Source organism: Blastococcus carthaginiensis (assembly GCF_030731085.1).
GTDB lineage: Bacteria > Actinomycetota > Actinomycetes > Mycobacteriales > Geodermatophilaceae > Blastococcus > Blastococcus carthaginiensis.
Map to the genome: position 1 here is coordinate 98,414 of NZ_JASNFN010000002.1, position 14,815 is coordinate 113,228.

Genomic DNA, 14,815 nt, shown 5'->3' on the forward strand with positions numbered 1-14,815 from the left:
TCGTGGACCGGGTTCGCCCGACCATACGTCATGACGTCTAGACGACCGCGGAGGACGCGGGGTGCGGCGCAGGTTCCGGGACGCCGTCGGCGCGGCGTGCCCGGCAGTCACCGACCCGGGCGGAAGGGGTTCCGGCCGGGCCGGAAGAGGGTCTCCTGCGTGAAGCTGGCGGCGAGCAGCCCGCCGGCCGTGGTGATCGACCCCGTGTACCAGCCCCGGCCGCCGGCGACGGTCCGCGGGACCATGTCCATGAGCACCCAGTCGTCCAGCGGGGCGTGCCGGTGGAACCAGACGGCGTGGTCCAGGCTCGGGCCGGGCGCGGCCTCGTCGTCCGGGAGCGCCGAGAGCCCGGTGCCGATGTCGGACAGGTAGGTGAGCACGCACGCGTGCACCAGCCGGTCCCCGGGGAGCGGCGCCGTCGACCGGGCCCAGAAGCGGGTCGGCCAGTGCCCGTCCGGGAACGGCTGCGGCGGCCGGCGGCCCTCCACGGAGAACAGCCGGGGCAGCTCGAAGACCGGCAACCCGTCGGGGAGGTCGACCGCGGGCACCTCCTGCACCTGCTGGTCCGGGCCGGGGCCGGGCAGGTGGAAGGACGCCGACATGCTGAAGACGACCTCACCGCCCTGGATCGCGACGACCCGCCGGGCCGAGAACGAGCCCCCGTCGCGGTCGCGGTCGACGCGGAACACGGTGGGGCGGGCCGCGTCCCCGCTGCGCAGGAAGTAGCCGTGCAGCGAGTGCGGCAGCCGATCGGCGTCGACCGTGCGCCCCGCCGCGAGCAGCGCCTGCGCCGCCACCTGCCCGCCGTAGAGCGGGAAGGGATCGGTGAACAGCAGCGTGCTGCGGTAGAGGTCGCGGTCGATCTCCTCGAGCGCCAGCACGTCCAGCACGGTCGGACCTGGCTGGACGGCGTCGGCTCCGGTTCCCACCCCGGGAACATAGCCGCAGGCCCGCGCGGCACCCGGTGGCCCCGCCCCGGCCGGGAGCGGCCGCCGCCGCGCTCGGTACGTTCGTCCCCGCCCTCCCCGCGCACCGGGGACGGGCGGCACGGTCGGTACAGCGGTCGCCCGGCGACGACCGGGAGCGGAGCAGCGATGAGCGAGCCACGACCCACCGGCGACGGGCGGCCGCCCCGCAAGCGGACGCCGCGGATCGGCGAGGTCGTGCACACCTCCTGGGTCACCCCGCACATGGTCCGCGTCGTGCTGGGCGGCGACGGCCTGGCCGGCTTCCCCGACGGCGAGTTCACCGACCGGTACGTCAAGCTGCTCTTCCCGCCCGCGGACGCCTCGTACACCGTGCCCTACGACGTCGAGGAGGTGCGCGCCGAGCTGCCCGCGGACCAGTGGCCGGTCACCCGCACGTACACGGTGCGCGCCTGGGATGCGACCGCCGGGGAGCTGACCATCGACTTCGTGCACCACGGCGACGAGGGGCTCGCCGGACCGTGGGCCGCCGCGGCGCGCCCCGGTGACCGCATCCAGTTCATGGGGCCCGGCGGCGCCTACGCGCCCCGGCCCGACGCCGACTGGCACCTGCTCGCCGGCGACGAGAGCGCGCTGCCCGCCATCGCCGCCGCCCTCGACCGGCTGCCCCCCGGCGCCCGCGCGCTGGTCTTCGTCGAGGTGGCCGGCCCCGAGGAGGAGCAGGGCGACCTGGCCGTGGGCCCCGGCGTCGAGCTGCGCTGGCTGCACCGGGAGGGCACCGGGCCCGGCGCGCTGCTGGTCGACGCCGTCCGCGCCGCCGCACTGCCGCCCGGCGACGGGCACGTGTTCGTGCACGGCGAGGCCCATGCCATCCGGGAGCTCCGCCGCCACCTGCGCGCGGAGCGGGGCCTGGACCCGGCGTGGACGTCGATCTCCGGCTACTGGCGGCAGGGCGACACCGAGGACCGCTGGCAGTCGGGCAAGCGCGAGTGGAACGCCGCCATCGAGGCCGAGGACGCCGCCGCCCGCTGATCGGCGGCCGACCTGTCACACGATCGTCGTGCCTGCCGCGGTCACCGGCGGGTAGGCGTGCGGCATGCCCTCCGACACGCAGCTGACGACCGCCGCCCGCGACGAGTTGCTGCGGCTGGCCCGCGAGCGCGGGATCCCCGGCCGCAGCCGCATGTCCAAGGACGAGCTGGTCGCCGCGCTGCGCGAGCACGAGCCCGATCCGCTGCACGACACCGACCACCCCGCGGCGGGCCGCCGGCAGATCAGCTCCCGGGTCGAGGCCTTCCGCCGGCTCGCCGAGGCCCGCGCGGCCGGCGAGATGGTGCTCATCCCCCGCATGCTCACCGGGAACGACCGCCGGGTGCACGTGCGCGAGACCGTGCGCGAGGACCACGAGACGCGGATCGCGACCGGCGACCTGGAGGCGCGCGCGAAGTTCGACAAGCTCGCCGGCTCGGTCTTCCACTTCTTCCGCGGCACGAACCTGCTCTTCTACCGCGACCTGGTCGGCGAGGACGCCCGGCTGCCCACGGTGCTCGCGCTCGGCGACGTCCACCCCGGCAACTTCGGGGTGATGCCCAGCGCCGACAACGTGCCGGTCTTCGGCGTCAACGACTTCGACGACGCCTACTACGCACCCTTCACGTGGGACCTCAAGCGCGGCGCCGTCGGGTTCCTGCTGGGTGCGGCCGAGAAGTCCGGCCACGGCCGGAAGAAGCAGCGCGCCATCGCGGAACGGTTCGTGCGCGGCTACGTCGCCGGGATCGCCTCCTACGCCTCCGACGGGAGGGAGGAGACCGAGCAGCTCCGGCTGGACAACGCGCCGAAGCTGATCAGGGAGCTGATCGCCACCACGCTGGAGACCGGCCGGGCCGACTGGCTGGCCGGGCTGCTGGACGGCACCCGGCGCGGCTTCCGAACCGACGAGGAGCTGGTGCCGGTCAGCAGCCGCCGGGAGGAGTTCCAGGAGGTCGTCGACCGTTTCGTCGCCGACAACGAGGTGCCGGTGCCCGAGCGGGCCGGCGCGATGCGGGTGAAGGACGTCGCCGAGCGGCACGGTGCCGGCACCGCCTCGCTCGGCCTGACCCGCTACTACGTGCTGATCGCCGGCGTGCGCGACGACGGCACCGACGATCTCCTCCTGGAGTTCAAGCGCGCCCGCCGCTCGGCGCTGTCCGGCCTGGTGCCGCCGTCGGGCTACGAGGTGGACGGTCAGGCCGACCGGATCCGGCACGCCCAGCGGGTGCACCTGGTCAGCGGAGACGTCTTCTACGGCAGCGTCGACGTCGACGGCCAGAGCTTCATGGTGCGGGAGCGGGCGCCCTACCGGGACGACATCAGCCTGGGCTCCCTCTCGACCGGGGAGTGGAAGCGGTACGCCGAGATCTGCGGCCGTGTGCTGGCGCACACCCACGCCATGTCGGACGAGACCGGCAACGTCGACTACGACGTGGAGCCTGCGATCCTCGATGCCATCGGCAGCCACGACCTGTTCGTCGACGACGTGCTGCGCTACGCCGAGGAGGCGGCCGACCGGGTGCGCCGGGACCACGCGTACTTCACGGCCGACCACGCCCTCGGCGCCTTCCGCAGCGTGGACGTCGTCTACCGCTGAGCGGTCCGCCGCCGAGGGGCCGCGGCTCCCGGCCCGCTGCGGTCCGGACGTGCTCCGGGGCGCGCAGCCCATCCCCCCGGGTGAGATCGCGCGGATCCCGCGCGGCCGACTCATCAAGCTCCGCCTCCGGCTGTCGATGGAGGGGGGACGGCCAGAGGAGGCACGGTGGCGATCGGTGTGCGGAGCAGGACCACGGCGGGGCGGCGGCGGTGGGGGCCCCTCGTGGTCTCCGGCGTGCTCGTCGCCGTCATGGGTGCGCTGGGGCTGCTCTCCACGCAGCAGGCCGGCGAGCTGGCCGTCGACCAGCACCGGGCGGACCGCGTCCAGAACACGAGCGTCGTCGGCCAGCTGACCGCGCAGGCCGTCCGCGACGGTTTCGGCCAGCTGGCCTCCGTCCTCGCGGTGCAGGAGAGCGCGGGCGTGCCTGCGTTCAGCGCCACGCCGGGGACGGACGCCGCCGAGCGGGACGACGCGCGGATCCGGGACTTCGTCGTGAGCGCGGGCGACGCGATGAACCGCGGTGCGGCCGTCGTCAACCCGCTCGGCCAGGTCGTGGCGTCCTACGCGCCGACGGGAGAGACGGCCTCGCCCTCCGACCCGGGGTTCAGCCCCCTGCTCGCGGCGCTCACCGACGCCGGCGCGGACCGCCTCCCGGTGTCCGGCATCATCCGGATCGGCGACGAGCCCGCCCTCGCGCTCGGTGCTCCCGTGACGCTGTCCGACGGGTCCACCGGGCTCTTCCTGTGCGCCTGGGCCGCCCGGGACGACTCCGGCGACCGTGTCATCAGCGGTGAGGGCGAGGGCTGGATCGTCGACGAGGCCGGGCTCGTGGTCGGCTCCGCCGACATGCAGGCGATCGGCTCACCGTTCCCGTACCCGCGGGCACTCGCGGCGGTGCGGTCCGGCGGCGAGAACGGCATCGCGGACACCACCGATGACGGCACCGACCACGTCGTCAGCTGGCAGCGGATCCCCGGGACCACGTGGCTGGCCGTGAACGTCCAGACCAGGGAGGCTTTCCAGGGGCACCTCGACCGCGCCGCCCTGCGCACCGAGGTCCTGGTCCTGGCCATGCTCCTCATCACCGGCACCGCCCTCGTCGTCATGAGCCGGCGCCGCGAGCAGGCCATGGCCGTGATCGCCTCGACCGACGAGCTGACCAGGATCCACAACCGGCGGGGCTGGTTCCAGCTGGCCGAGCAGGAGCTGGCCCGGGCCGCCCGGGGCGGCGAGCGCCGCCTGGCCGTGTTCGTCGACCTCGACGGCCTCAAGCAGGTCAACGACGTCCTCGGGCACGAGGAGGGCGACCGCGCCATCGCGTCCGCCGCCTCGGTCCTGCGGGCGGCGTGCCGGTCGGGCGACGTGGTCGGACGGCTCGGCGGTGACGAGTTCGTCGTCCTGCTGGGCGACGGCACGGACGAGGCGGAGGTCCGGCGGCGGCTGGCGGCGGCCCTCGAGGAGTTCAACGCCGGGTCCAGCGCCGCCTTCGAGCTCCGGTTCTCCATCGGCGCCGAGCCCTGGGACCCCCACCGGCCGTGCTCGGTGGAGGACCTGGTGCGCCGCGCCGACGAGCGGATGTACGCCGACAAGCAGTCCCGCACCGACCGCTACGTCAACCTGATCCGGGTCCCGGCCAAGGCCTGATCCCAGAGGGGTGCTCGCCGCCCACGCCGCGGGCGCCCTCGGCAGCGTGGACGCCGGCTACCGCTGGTCGCGCGCCCCGTCCCGCGGGACGTCGCCGGGAAAGCCCTCGACGTCGCCGGGACGCGGCGGAGCGTCCTTGCGAAAGGTGGCCTCCACCCGCTGGAACCCCTTGTAGCGCTCGCTGCGCGCGTACCCGGTATAGGCACGGACGTCGGCCCGGGTCAGCTCCACGTCGTCGGTGAAGGGGGTGAGCAGCGACCGCGGGTACAGCCGCCGGTGCCGGACGACGTTGATCTCCGCGGCCAGCACGACGACGAGCGCCTGCAGGTAGATCCAGACGACCAGGCCGAGGATCACGCCGAAGACGCCGTAGACGTCGCTCGACCGCATCACGTACGTGCCGAAGTAGTACGCGCCCAGCACGTGCAGCAGCTCCCAGAGCACCGCGGCGATGGCGGCCCCCACGGCGACGTTGCGCCAGTCCAGCCGGCGGGCGGTGAGCACCTGGTAGAGCACCAGGAAGATCCCGACGTTGATCGCCAGGCCGGTCAGCGTGCCCACGGCGGTGACCAGGGGCCCCGGCACGGGCAGGGTGTCGGAGAAGGCCGACACGAAGGCGGTGAGCCCGGTCGAGAGGATCGCGGCCACGCCGAGGACCAGCACCAGCAGCAGGCTGCGCAGCCGCGAGAGGAGCGGGTTGGGCTGGGCGAACCGGGGGACGGCGTAGATCCGGTTGAGGGCCGCCTGCGCCGCCTGCATCACGCCCAGCCCGCCGTAGAGGCTGCCCAGCACGCCGATCGCCAGCGCCGCGCCGCTGCCGCGGAAGGTGCCGATGTTCTCGACCAGCGCCGGGCCCAGCAGCGGGAAGTCCGAGAGCGCCGACTCCAGGATCCGCTGCTGGAGCGCCGGGTCGTCCTCCAGCAGGAAGCCCAGCGCCGAGGTGAGCACCAGCAGCAGCGGGAAGAGCGAGACGAACCCGTAGTAGGTGATCAGCGCGGCCAGGTGCGGCCCCCGGTCGTCGACGAACTTGTAGACCACCGCCAGCGGGAACCCCGCCGCGGGATGCCTGGTCTGGAACGCGTCCAGCCGTGCGGCGACACCCATGTGCGCACCTCCTCCCTCGTCCGCGGCTACCCGGAACCGGTGCGCGCACGCACGGCGGCCCCGCAGGTGGACTGCGGGGCCGCCGGACGGGATCGGTCAGTGCGCGGCGACCGGGCTGCCGGCTCCTGCCACCGGCCGCAGCAGCCGCACGCCGACGGCCGCCACCAGGGACAGCGCACCGAGCACGGCGAGAGCGGCACCGAGGCCTCCGAGGGCGCCGGTGAGCGACAGGACGACCAGCGGGCAGACGAACTGGCCGATGAAGAAGACCGACGTCCAGGCACCGGTGCCGCGGCCGCGCTGCTCGAAGCCCAGCGAACTGAGCGCCCAGGTGAGCAGCGACGGCAGGATCAGCCCGTTGCCGAAGCCGGTGATCACGGCGAACGCGATCACCGCAGGAACCGTCGAGGAAAGGCCGAGCCCGACGATGCCGACGCCGGAGAGGGCGAAGGCGAGCGGCACCAGGGCCACCGGACCCCGCCTGGCCAGCCGGCCGAAGAGGATCCCACCGACCGCGGTGCCGAGCGAGGCGATCGCGCTGGCGGCGCCGATGACCGCCGTCGAGACCACGCCGATGCTGTCGAGCTTGAAGGACAGCTGGACGATCAGCACGTAGAAGACCAGCCCACCGAGCAGGGACACACCCAGCGGCGCGGCGAGCCGGCGCCACGGCAGGGCCGGCAGCTTCTCGGCACGTGCGGCCGCCTGCGTCCGCGGAACCGGCTGCCAGATCAGCGTGGCGGCCGCGACCGCGAGCGGCAGGCTGACCGCGTACAGCCAGAACGGCGTCCGCCAGTCCGCCGCGCCCAGCGCGCCGCCGACCCCGAAGAAGATGGTCGCGGCGACGGTCGTGAAGACCACCTGGAGCCCGAAGTACTTCTCCCGCTGGGAGCCGTGGAAGTAGTCGGCCAGCAGGGTCGTGCAGCAGGTCATGATCGCCGCTTCGGTGAGACCGAGGAGCACGCGGCTGGCGACGACGAGCTCCAGCGAGGGCAGCCAGAGCGGCGCCGTCCCGACGATGGCGTAGACGACCAGCGAGCTGACGAGCAGCCGCTTGCGGCCGACCCGGTCGACGATCCGGCCGGCGACCATGGCCGTGAGGCCGATGACCAGCGCCGGCGCGGTCAGCACGATCGGCGCCAGCGCCTCGACCCCGGGGGTGTCGGCGAAGGCGTCCTGGATGCGGGGCAGCACGGGGGCGAGCAGCACGGCACCCAGGACGGCCAGGCAGCTGGACAGCAGCAGGACCAGCGCCTGCGCGCGGCCGGCCGGGCGGCCGGTGGCGGGGTCGACGGCGACCTCACCGGCGAGCGGCTCCTCGGCCGGCCGTTCAGGGCTCAGGACGTTCTCCGACACGGGCGTCTCCATCGACGGGCGTGCCGGTCCGGGTGACCGGCATCACTGGCGGTGAAGTGTCAGCACGCCGGGCCCCGAGCGGAAATCACTTCTCGTGCTGACCGGCATCAGCCTGATCGATACCGGTCGACCACCCTCCCGCCGCCAGGTCGGCTGCCCGGACGACAAGGTCCCGGAGGTAGACGTGCTCGGGGTCGTCGTCGAAGACGGGGTGCCACCACATCGACTCGATGAGCGGGCCGGCGTCGAAGGGGCAGGGCAGCGCCCGGATGCCGATGTCGAGCGGCAGCAGGTCGACCAGCCTGCGCTGCAGCAGCGCGATCCGGTCGGTGCCGGCGATCAGCGCCGGCACGGTCAGGAAGTTCTCGACGACGACCTGGACCTGCGGCTCGATCCCCAGCATGCGCATCTGCCGCGCGGCCGGCGTCGACGCCGTCGGCCCGTGGTAGGTGGCCACCCACGGGAGGGTCTCCAGGTCCTGCACGGTCAGGCCCACGTCCGCGACGGGGTTGTCGGCGGCCACCACGCAGACCCACTGGTCGCGGTACAGGTCCCGGCGGGACAGATCGGTGAGGAAGCCGGGCGGGAGGAGGATGAGGTCCGCGGACAGCAGGGCCTGCTCGGCCCGGTCCACGACCGCCGGGGAGTGCGTGCTGAGCCGCAGCCGGGTGTGCGGCGCCTCCTCGGCCAGCAGCCGGGCCACGGTGTCGCCGAGCACCGCGACGACGTAGTCGCTGACCAGCAGGGTGAACTCCCGGGTCGAGGACGCCGGGTCGAACTCCGGCTGGGCCGAGAACACCCGCTCGACACCCGACAGGGCGATCCGCGCCAGCTCCCTGAGCTGCACCGCGAGCGGCGTCAGCCGGTACTCGTTGCCGACGCGGGTGAGCAGCTCGTCGTCGAAGTGGCGGCGGAGGCGGGCCAGGGAGGCCGAGAGGGCCGGCTGGCTCAGCCCCATCTGGGCTGCGGCCCGCGTGACGCTGCGCTGCTGGAGCAACGCGTCGAGCGAGACGAGCAGGTTGAGGTCCAGGCTCGCCAGGTTCACGCCGGCCACGCTATCGACGGCGCTGATGCATGTCATCAGACATCTCGTCTTCCCTCACCCGTGTGGGCTGCGCCACCGTCAGGACCGTGCAGCCGAACTCCGACAGCCTCGACCGCAGCGACCCCGAGGGCGCCATCGCCGCGGCCGCGAAGCGCTGCTCGAACTGGGGCCGGTGGGGCGCCGACGACGTCCTGGGCACGCTGAACTTCCTCACCGAGGACAAGCGCGTCGAGGGCGCATCCCTGGTCCGCCGGGGTGCGAGCTTCTCGCTGTCGCAGCCCTTCGACACCGACGGCCCGCAGAAGGGCTGGCGGCGCCGGACCAACCCCGTGCACACGATGACCGACACCGGCACCGACGCCGAGCGCGGCGTGCAGGGCTTCCCGCACGGCATCGGCGGCGCCGACGACGTCATCTCGATGCCCCTGCAGTGCTCCACCCAGTGGGACGGCCTGGGGCACATCTTCGACCACGGCTTCGCCTGGAACGGCCGTCGCGCCGGCGACGTCGTCACCAGCCTCGGCGACTCGGTGACCGGCATCGAGACCACCGCTGCGCTGATCGCCGGCCGCGGCGTGCTGCTCGACGTCGGCCGCACGATCGGTACCGACGGCGAGCTGCCAGACGGCTTCGCCATCACCGCCGAGCACCTCGAGGCCACCATCGCTGCGCAGGGCGGGTCGTCCCGCGTCGGCCGGGGCGACCTGCTCCTGGTGCGCACCGGGCGGCTGACCCGGGCCCGGCGGGACATCGCCGAGGGACGCGGCTGGGGGGACTACGCCGGCGGCGCCGCGCCCGGCCTGTCGTTCACCACCGCCGACTGGTTGCACGGCAGCGAGATCGCCGGCATCGCCACCGACACCTGGGGCTTCGAGGTCCGGCCCATCGAGTTCGACGTCGCCTTCCAGCCGCTGCACCAGGTCGCGATCCCCAACATGGGCCTGTTCATCGGCGAGATGTGGGACCTCGACGCGCTCGCCACCGACTGCGCCGAGGACGGCCGGTACGACTTCTGGCTCACCGCGGCCCCTTTGCGCGTGACCGGCGCCGTCGGCGCCCCGGTCAACCCGATCGCCGTCAAGTAGACCGACGTAGGAGACCACATGCCTGCCGTGAACAACGTCCTCGTCGTCGGAGCCGGGTTGGCCGGCGCCGCGACCGCGATCCACCTGGCGGAGGCCGGTGTCGCCGTGGACCTCCTCGAGATCAAGCCGGACATCGCCACGATCGGCTCCGGGATCACGCTCCAGGGCAACGCCCTGCGCGAGCTGCGCTCCCTCGGCGTGTGGGACCAGGTGCAGGCCGCCGGCTACGCCTTCGACGTCACCGGCATCCGTGCCCCGGACCCGCACGGCACGGTGGTCGCCGAGATCCCCGACGCCAGGACCGGGGGCCCGGACCTGCCCGCCGCCATGGGCATGCCCCGGCCCGAGCTGGCCCGCATCCTGTGCGAGCGGGCCACCGAGGTCGGCGTGAAGCTGCGGTACGGCACGACCCACACCGGGCTGGCCCAGGACGAGGCCGGCGTCGACGTCTCCTTCGCCGACCACTCGACCGGTCGGTACGACCTCGTCGTGGGCGCGGACGGGGTCCGTTCCTGGACCCGCCGCGCGCTCGGCGTCAACCTGGAGACGAAGTCGGTCGGCATGGGGATCTGGCGCGCCTTCGGGCCGCGCCCGGCCAGCGTGACCCGGACCGATCTCTACTACGGCGGTCCGTCCTACATCGCCGGCTACTGCCCCACCGGCGACGAAACCCTCTACGCCTACATCGTCGAGGACGCCCAGGACCGCAGCGCCCTCTCCCCCGACGAGCAGCTGGCCACCATGAAGCAGCTCTCGGAGGCCTACCACGGGCCCTGGGACGAGATCCGCGAGACGCTGACCGACCCGTCCCGGCTGAACTACACCTGGTTCGAGACCCACGTCCTCGACGAGCCGTGGAACCGCGGGCGGGTCGTCCTGATCGGCGACGCCGCGCACACCTGCCCGCCCACCATCGCGCAGGGCGGCGCCATGGCCCTGGAGGACGCCGTCGTCCTCGCCGAGCTGCTGGTCGAGCGCGACGTGCTGGACCAGGACCTCTGGGACGCCTTCATGGCCCGCCGCTTCGGACGCGCGAAGACGGTGGTCGAGGCGTCCGACCAGCTCGCCCAGTGGCAGCTCGACCACGTGCAGGGCGACATCCCGTCGCTGATGCGCTCGATCGCCATGCTCACCAGCCAGCCCGCGTAGGAAGACCGGATCCATGACCCAGCGCCTGATCACCCACCTGCGGCACGTCGACCTGGCCGTGCCCGACTTCGCCACGCAGCTCGACTTCTACTCCGGCATCTGGGGCCTGACGCCCGAGCACACCGACACCGGCCTGGCCTTCCTGGCCGCCGAGGGGTCCCCGGAGCAGTACATCGTGCGGCTGCGCGAGGCCACCGACAAGCGGATCGACCTGATCTCGTTCGGCGCCGCGAACCGGGCCGACGTCGACACCCTGGCCGGTCAGCTCGCCGCGGACGGGGTGCAGCTCGTGCACGAGCCGACCGACCTGCAGACCCCCGGCGGCGGCTACGGCTTCCGGTTCTTCGACAACGAGGGCCGCACGATCGAGGTGAGCTCCGACGTCGCGGTGCGGCAGCACCGCGCGATCGAGGAGGGCGAGTCGATCCCCGTCCGCCTCTCCCACGTCGTCCTCAACTCCACCGACCCCGAGGGCACCGTCGCGTTCTACGACAAGCACCTGAGCTTCTCCCTGTCGGACACGCTCATGCACCCCCGCATGGGCAACATGATGTGGTTCCTGCGCACCAACGCCTGGCACCACAGCATGGCCATCGCCCGCGGGCCGCACCCGTCGCTGCACCACGCCTCCTTCGAGATGCGCGGCATCGACGAGTACATGCGCGGAACGGGGAGGCTGCTGCGCGCCGGCGTGGAGAAGATCTGGGGCCCGGGCCGGCACCTGGCCGGCAACAACACCTTCAGCTACTTCCTCGACCCGCACGGCAATACCGTCGAGTACACGACCGAGCTGGAGACCCTCGACGAGGACACCTGGCACCCGCACCTCTACGACATCAGCAACCCCGAGGTCAGCGACCAGTGGGGCACGGCGAACGCCATGAACGAGTTCGTCGCGCAGAAGTCCTTCAACGACCCCGACAAGGGTCTCTTCGTCGCTCCTCCCGTCTGATGCGGTTCGCCACCTGGGAGGCGGAAGGCCGCGTGCAGGCCGGCGTGGTGGAAGCCGCCGGCCTGCACGCCCTTCCCGACGGCCGCAGCATCCTCGACCTCGTCCGGGCCGGCCTGCCGGCGGCCCTCGAGGCGGGCGCCGCTGCTCTCGACCGCCCCGCCGTGCCGCTGGAGTCGGTCCGCCTGCTGCCGCCGCTGACGCCCCCGACCGTCCGCGACTTCGTCGCCTTCGAGGAGCACGTCGAGGGGATGGTGCTGCCGAGCGGCGAGACCGTCCCACCCGAGTGGTACCAGGCGCCGACGTTCTACTTCACCAACCCGTACGCGCTCATCGGAGCGCACGACGACGTCGCGGTGCCGCCGGGGTCGCAGCGCTTCGACTTCGAGCTCGAGGTCGCGGTGGTCGTGGGCCGGGACGGCGCCTCGCTGACCCCCGAGACGGCCCGCGAGCACGTGTTCGGGTACACGATCTTCAACGACTGGTCCGCGCGCGACCTGCAGTTCCGCGAGATGGCCGTCAAGCTCGGGCCGGCCAAGGGCAAGGACTCCGCCACCACCCTCGGCCCGTGGCTGGTCACCGCCGACGAGCTGGAGCCCTACCGCGACGCCGACGGCTTCCTGGCGCTGGACATGCGGGTGTCGGTCAACGGCGAGCAGCTCGGCCAGGACCTGCTGTCCAACATGGGCTGGCCGTTCGAGGAGCTGATCTCCTACGCCTCCCGCGGCACGGAGGTGCGCGCGGGCGACGTCCTCGGCTCGGGCACCTGCGGCAACGGCGGCTGCCTGGCCGAGCTGTGGGGGCGGCACGGCGCCGCCGCTCCCCCGCCGCTGCGGCCCGGCGACGTCGTCGAGATGACCGTCGAGGGCCTCGGCACGATCCGCAACCGCGTCGTCGAGGGCCTGGACCTGCCACCGGTGGCCCCGGCCCGGCCCCGGTCGCGGGCCCGCATGCGCGCGTCGTGAGGGTCGCGGGGAAGGTCGTCGTCGTCACCGGCGCCGGGCAGGGCCAGGGCGCCGCCGAGGCGCGGCTGCTCGCCGCCGAGGGCGCGACGGTGATCGGTTGCGACCTCGGTCCGGAGCCGGTCGAGGAGCTGCCGGGGGTCGAGTACCGGCAGCTCGACGTCACCGACGCCGCGGCATGGGCAGCCCTGGCCGCCGGCCTCGCCCGGGTGGACGGGTTGGTCGCCAACGCCGGCATCACCTGGCGGGCACGGCTGGCCGACCTCGACCCGGCCGACCTCGCCCGGGTGTCGGAGGTCAACGTCACCGGCACGCTCCTGGGTGTCCAGGCGCTCACCCCGCTGATGACCGCCGGCGGCTCGGTGGTCGTCGTCGGCTCGGTCGCCGCCCTGACCGGTCACTATCCGGTGGCCTACACAGCGTCGAAGTGGGCGCTGCGCGGGCTGGCCAAGGCCGCGTGCCTGGAGCTCGGCCCGCGCGGCATCCGGGTCAACACCGTGCACCCCGGCTACATCGAGACGCCGATGACCGCCTCGGCGGCACCCGCCTTCCGTGCCGCCAACGTCGCCGAGACCCCCCTCGGCCGCACCGGGACCGTCGACGAGGTCGCGCCGCTCGTGCTCTTCCTCGTCAGCGACGAGTCCACCTTCATCTCCGGTGCGGAGATCCCCGTCGACGGCGGGATGACCGCCCACGGCGGCGTGAAGTCGATCAGCGACGCCGTCCGCACCGCCTCCTGAACCACTCCGAGAGGAACGCACGTGTTCGAGTACTTCCCCACCGGCCCCTACACCTGGAACCTCGGTGTCGTCGCGACGCTGAACTCCGGTGGCCTCATCGACGAGATGGACCGGGCCTGCCGGCCGATCAAGGACGCCGCGAACGCCGGCGAGGACGCCGGGACACCGGAGTTCCTGCGCGCCTGGCGTGCGCTGACCGACCAGCTGGTGGCCCAGGCGGAGGACGCCGAGAAGGCCGGGCACACCCGCACCGCCGGGCAGCTGTGGTTCCGCGCCAGCAACTACCTCGCCCAGGCCGAGCGGATGCTGGCCCACTCCGACCCCAACCGGGTGCCCACCTACCGACGCATGCTGGAGATCGCGCAGAAGGCGTTCGAGCTGCACAGCCCACGGGTCTCCCGCGTCGAGATCCCGTACGAGGGCACCACCCTGCCGGCGTACTTCAGCGCCGCTCCGGCCACCGACGACGGCCCGGCTCCGGTGATCGTGCTGGTCAACGGGCTGGACTCCACCAAGGAGCACATGTACGCCTCCAACCACTGGGAGGAGCTGGCCGCCCGCGGCATCTCCTGCCTGATGCTCGACCAGCCCGGCACCGGCGAGGCGCTGCGGCTGCAGGGGCTGACCGCGCGGATCGACACCGAGGTCTGGGCGGGTGCGGCGGTGGACTGGCTGGAGCAGCGGGACGACGTCGATGCCGCCCGGATCGGCATCGTCGGCTGGTCGCTGGGCGGCTACTACGCCCCCCGGGCGGCCGCCTTCGAGAAGCGGCTCGCCCTCTGCGTGGCCTGGGGCGCCAACCACGACTGGGGCGCGGTGCAGCGCCGTCGCAAGGAGCGCGAGGGCGAGCGGCCGGTCCCCCACTACTGGGAGCACGTCCTGTGGGTCTGGGGCAAGGACGGCGACGAGCACCACCTCGACGCGTTCCTCGACTTCGCCGACGCGGTGAACCTGGACGGTGTGGTCGAGCAGATCACCGTGCCGTTCCTCATCGCGCACGGCGCGAACGACCGGCAGATCCCGCTGGAGATGGCGCACCGCTCCTACGACCAGGCCGTCAACTCCCCCAAGCGCGAGCTGCGGGTCTTCACCCCGCAGGAGGGCGCCACCGAGCACATCGGTCTCGACCACCTGCCGTACGTCAGCACCTTCATCGCCGACTGGGTGGCCGACACCTTCGCCGAGCTGAAGCGCTGACCGCGCCGCTCCTGCGGCGGGTGGTCCCGCTC

The 14,815-nt window shown here is 73.3% G+C and carries 13 protein-coding genes; 9 read left to right on the top strand and 4 right to left on the bottom strand.

What is annotated here, in order from left to right:
* Positions 1 to 107 precede the first annotated feature (107 nt).
* Complete coding sequence (locus QOZ88_RS03285; RefSeq protein WP_305998366.1) at positions 108 to 929, bottom strand: acyl-CoA thioesterase; 822 nt, start codon at positions 927 to 929, stop codon at positions 108 to 110.
* A gap of 165 nt (positions 930 to 1,094) precedes the next feature.
* On the opposite strand from QOZ88_RS03285, the gene QOZ88_RS03290 reads away from it, so the two are divergent.
* From QOZ88_RS03290 to QOZ88_RS03300, 3 genes are all read left to right on the top strand, one after another.
* The gene (locus tag QOZ88_RS03290; protein ID WP_305998367.1) at positions 1,095 to 1,958 is read left to right on the top strand and encodes a siderophore-interacting protein; all 864 of its coding nucleotides are present in this window, start codon (positions 1,095 to 1,097) and stop codon (positions 1,956 to 1,958) included.
* A 64-nt stretch (positions 1,959 to 2,022) separates the two neighbouring features.
* Positions 2,023 to 3,552 carry a DUF2252 family protein gene (locus QOZ88_RS03295; protein ID WP_305998368.1) on the top strand — a complete coding sequence of 510 codons (1,530 nt, stop codon included), beginning with the start codon at positions 2,023 to 2,025 and terminating at the stop codon, positions 3,550 to 3,552.
* A 165-nt stretch (positions 3,553 to 3,717) separates the two neighbouring features.
* Entirely contained in the window at positions 3,718 to 5,196 is a 1,479-nt protein-coding gene (locus tag QOZ88_RS03300) for a GGDEF domain-containing protein (RefSeq protein ID WP_305998369.1), read from the top strand.
* A gap of 57 nt (positions 5,197 to 5,253) precedes the next feature.
* Here the strand turns inward: QOZ88_RS03300 and QOZ88_RS03305 are convergent, their stop codons facing one another.
* The 3 genes from QOZ88_RS03305 to QOZ88_RS03315 form a co-directional block, all read right to left on the bottom strand.
* Positions 5,254 to 6,300 (bottom strand): YihY/virulence factor BrkB family protein, encoded by a 1,047-nt coding sequence (locus QOZ88_RS03305; protein WP_305998370.1) that lies wholly within the window; start codon positions 6,298 to 6,300, stop codon positions 5,254 to 5,256.
* Positions 6,301 to 6,396: 96 nt separating this feature from the next.
* The gene (locus tag QOZ88_RS03310) at positions 6,397 to 7,656 is read right to left on the bottom strand and encodes an MFS transporter (protein WP_305998371.1); all 1,260 of its coding nucleotides are present in this window, start codon (positions 7,654 to 7,656) and stop codon (positions 6,397 to 6,399) included.
* 85 nt (positions 7,657 to 7,741) lie between these two features.
* The gene (locus QOZ88_RS03315) at positions 7,742 to 8,701 is read right to left on the bottom strand and encodes a LysR family transcriptional regulator (RefSeq protein WP_305998372.1); all 960 of its coding nucleotides are present in this window, start codon (positions 8,699 to 8,701) and stop codon (positions 7,742 to 7,744) included.
* A gap of 86 nt (positions 8,702 to 8,787) precedes the next feature.
* Here QOZ88_RS03315 and QOZ88_RS03320 point away from each other — a divergent pair, with 86 nt between their 5' ends.
* The 6 genes from QOZ88_RS03320 to QOZ88_RS03345 are packed head-to-tail and all read left to right on the top strand — an operon-like array spanning position 8,788 to position 14,783.
* Positions 8,788 to 9,786: a cyclase family protein gene (locus QOZ88_RS03320; protein WP_305998373.1), complete on the top strand. Its 999-nt coding sequence runs from the start codon at positions 8,788 to 8,790 to the stop codon at positions 9,784 to 9,786.
* Positions 9,787 to 9,804: 18 nt separating this feature from the next.
* Entirely contained in the window at positions 9,805 to 10,935 is a 1,131-nt protein-coding gene (locus QOZ88_RS03325) for an FAD-dependent monooxygenase (protein ID WP_305998374.1), read from the top strand.
* A 13-nt stretch (positions 10,936 to 10,948) separates the two neighbouring features.
* Positions 10,949 to 11,887: a VOC family protein gene (locus QOZ88_RS03330; protein WP_305998375.1), complete on the top strand. Its 939-nt coding sequence runs from the start codon at positions 10,949 to 10,951 to the stop codon at positions 11,885 to 11,887.
* A complete protein-coding gene (locus tag QOZ88_RS03335) occupies positions 11,887 to 12,849 on the top strand; it encodes a fumarylacetoacetate hydrolase family protein (RefSeq protein ID WP_305998376.1) in 963 nt (320 codons plus the stop codon). Before QOZ88_RS03330 ends, QOZ88_RS03335 begins: the two co-directional genes overlap by 1 nt.
* Positions 12,846 to 13,586 (top strand): SDR family NAD(P)-dependent oxidoreductase, encoded by a 741-nt coding sequence (locus QOZ88_RS03340; protein WP_305998377.1) that lies wholly within the window; start codon positions 12,846 to 12,848, stop codon positions 13,584 to 13,586. The genes QOZ88_RS03335 and QOZ88_RS03340 overlap by 4 nt, the downstream gene beginning before the upstream one ends.
* Positions 13,587 to 13,607: 21 nt before the next feature.
* A complete protein-coding gene (locus QOZ88_RS03345) occupies positions 13,608 to 14,783 on the top strand; it encodes an alpha/beta hydrolase family protein (protein ID WP_305998378.1) in 1,176 nt (391 codons plus the stop codon).
* Positions 14,784 to 14,815 lie beyond the last annotated feature (32 nt).

Coding starts and splice junctions, on each gene's coding strand:
- QOZ88_RS03290 (WP_305998367.1), top strand. CDS start 1,095: ATGAGCGAGCCACGACCCACCGGCGACGGGCGGCCGCCCCGCAAGCGG.
- QOZ88_RS03295 (WP_305998368.1), top strand. CDS start 2,023: ATGCCCTCCGACACGCAGCTGACGACCGCCGCCCGCGACGAGTTGCTG.
- QOZ88_RS03305 (WP_305998370.1), bottom strand. CDS start 6,300: ATGGGTGTCGCCGCACGGCTGGACGCGTTCCAGACCAGGCATCCCGCG.
- QOZ88_RS03325 (WP_305998374.1), top strand. CDS start 9,805: ATGCCTGCCGTGAACAACGTCCTCGTCGTCGGAGCCGGGTTGGCCGGC.
- QOZ88_RS03330 (WP_305998375.1), top strand. CDS start 10,949: ATGACCCAGCGCCTGATCACCCACCTGCGGCACGTCGACCTGGCCGTG.
- QOZ88_RS03335 (WP_305998376.1), top strand. CDS start 11,887: ATGCGGTTCGCCACCTGGGAGGCGGAAGGCCGCGTGCAGGCCGGCGTG.